Annotated in this window: 2 protein-coding genes; one reads left to right on the forward strand and one right to left on the reverse strand. The window is 68.1% G+C overall.

The features are described 5' to 3' along the window. A partial coding sequence (gene rplM, locus ACQKDV_RS19535; protein ID WP_427785874.1) for a 50S ribosomal protein L13 occupies nucleotides 1-480 on the reverse strand: 480 nt, incomplete at its 3' end. 196 nt (nucleotides 481-676) lie between these two features. On the opposite strand from rplM, the gene coq7 reads away from it, so the two are divergent. Next, a partial coding sequence (coq7, locus tag ACQKDV_RS19540) for a 2-polyprenyl-3-methyl-6-methoxy-1,4-benzoquinone monooxygenase (protein ID WP_427785875.1) occupies nucleotides 677-1,336 on the forward strand: 660 nt, incomplete at its 3' end.

Genomic DNA, 1,336 nt, shown 5'->3' on the forward strand with positions numbered 1-1,336 from the left:
TCGAGCGCACCGGCTACTTCGTCGCCGACCGCCGCGACCACACCGAAGCCACGCCACGGCCAGAACCTGCGGCTGCTGTGCGGCGTGCGGATGCTCAGTGCCGGCGTAGACCTTGAGCTTGCGGTACATCTGGCGACCCAGCGGGCCCTTCGGCAGCATGCCCTTCACGGCGATCTCGATCACGCGCTCCGGGTGGCGCTCCAGCGCCTGGGCCAGGGATTCGGTCTTCAGGTTGCCGATGTAACCGGTGAAACGGTGATACATCTTGTCCTGCAGCTTCTTGCCGGTGACGGCAATCTTTTCTGCATTGATGACGACCAGGTAGTCGCCGGTATCAACGTGGGGGGTGTAGACCGGCTTGTGCTTGCCGCGCAGACGGCGGGCCAGCTCGGTGGCGAGACGGCCCAGGGTCTTGCCCTCGGCGTCGACGAGGTACCAGTCGCGCTGGACGGTCTCGTTCTTGGCAGTGAAAGTGCTCATGAAGAACTCTAGGTTAGGTCGGGCTCATTGCGGCGAAAGGCTCACCGGAACTCTGCCACGCGTTGTGAAAAGTGAAGCGTAAGAGGCGGGATTGTACTCACCCCAGCAGCCGGGTGCAAGTCAGACCCTGTACCGGGTTGGCAGGGGGCCGGGGCCGGGCGAGAATCGGGGGTCTCCCGCCCCACCCCATGCCGCCATGACCGTGCTCCGCCAGACCACCCCGCTGGACCACCTGCTGACCGAGGCCCAGCGCGCCCTGGACACGGTGTTCGGCAACCCGCCGGCAACGCGCCCCTACCCGGCGGCGGACATCGACGAGCCCGGCATGGATACCGCGCAGCGCCGTCACGCCGCAGGCCTGATGCGGATCAACCACGTCGGCGAGGTCTGCGCGCAGGGCCTGTACTTCGGCCAGGCGGCCGTGGCCCGCGACCCGGCCACGCGCGAACACCTGCTGGAAGCGGCGCAGGAAGAAACCGACCACCTGGCGTGGTGCGCTACCCGGCTGGGCGAACTGGACAGCCGCCCCAGCCTGTTCAACCCGCTGTGGTATGCCGGCAGCTACACCATCGGCACCCTGGCCGGGTTGCGTGGCGATGGCTGGAACCTGGGCTTCGTGGTCGAGACCGAGCGCCAGGTGGAAGCGCATCTGGACGAGCACCTGGTCGATCTTCCGGCCGGCGACCTGCGCAGCCGCGCGGTCATCCGGGTGATGAAGGAAGACGAGGCCCGCCACGCCGACCATGCCGAGCAGGCCGGCGCCCGCCGCCTGCCGTTCCCGATCCCGGGCGCGATGGCGCTGGCAGGTGGAACAGCAGGCGCAGGACGGACGGGTGCAGGGGATGGGCAGGGAATA

Source organism: Stenotrophomonas sp. NPDC077659 (assembly GCF_050268705.1).
In the GTDB taxonomy this organism is placed as follows: domain Bacteria; phylum Pseudomonadota; class Gammaproteobacteria; order Xanthomonadales; family Xanthomonadaceae; genus Stenotrophomonas.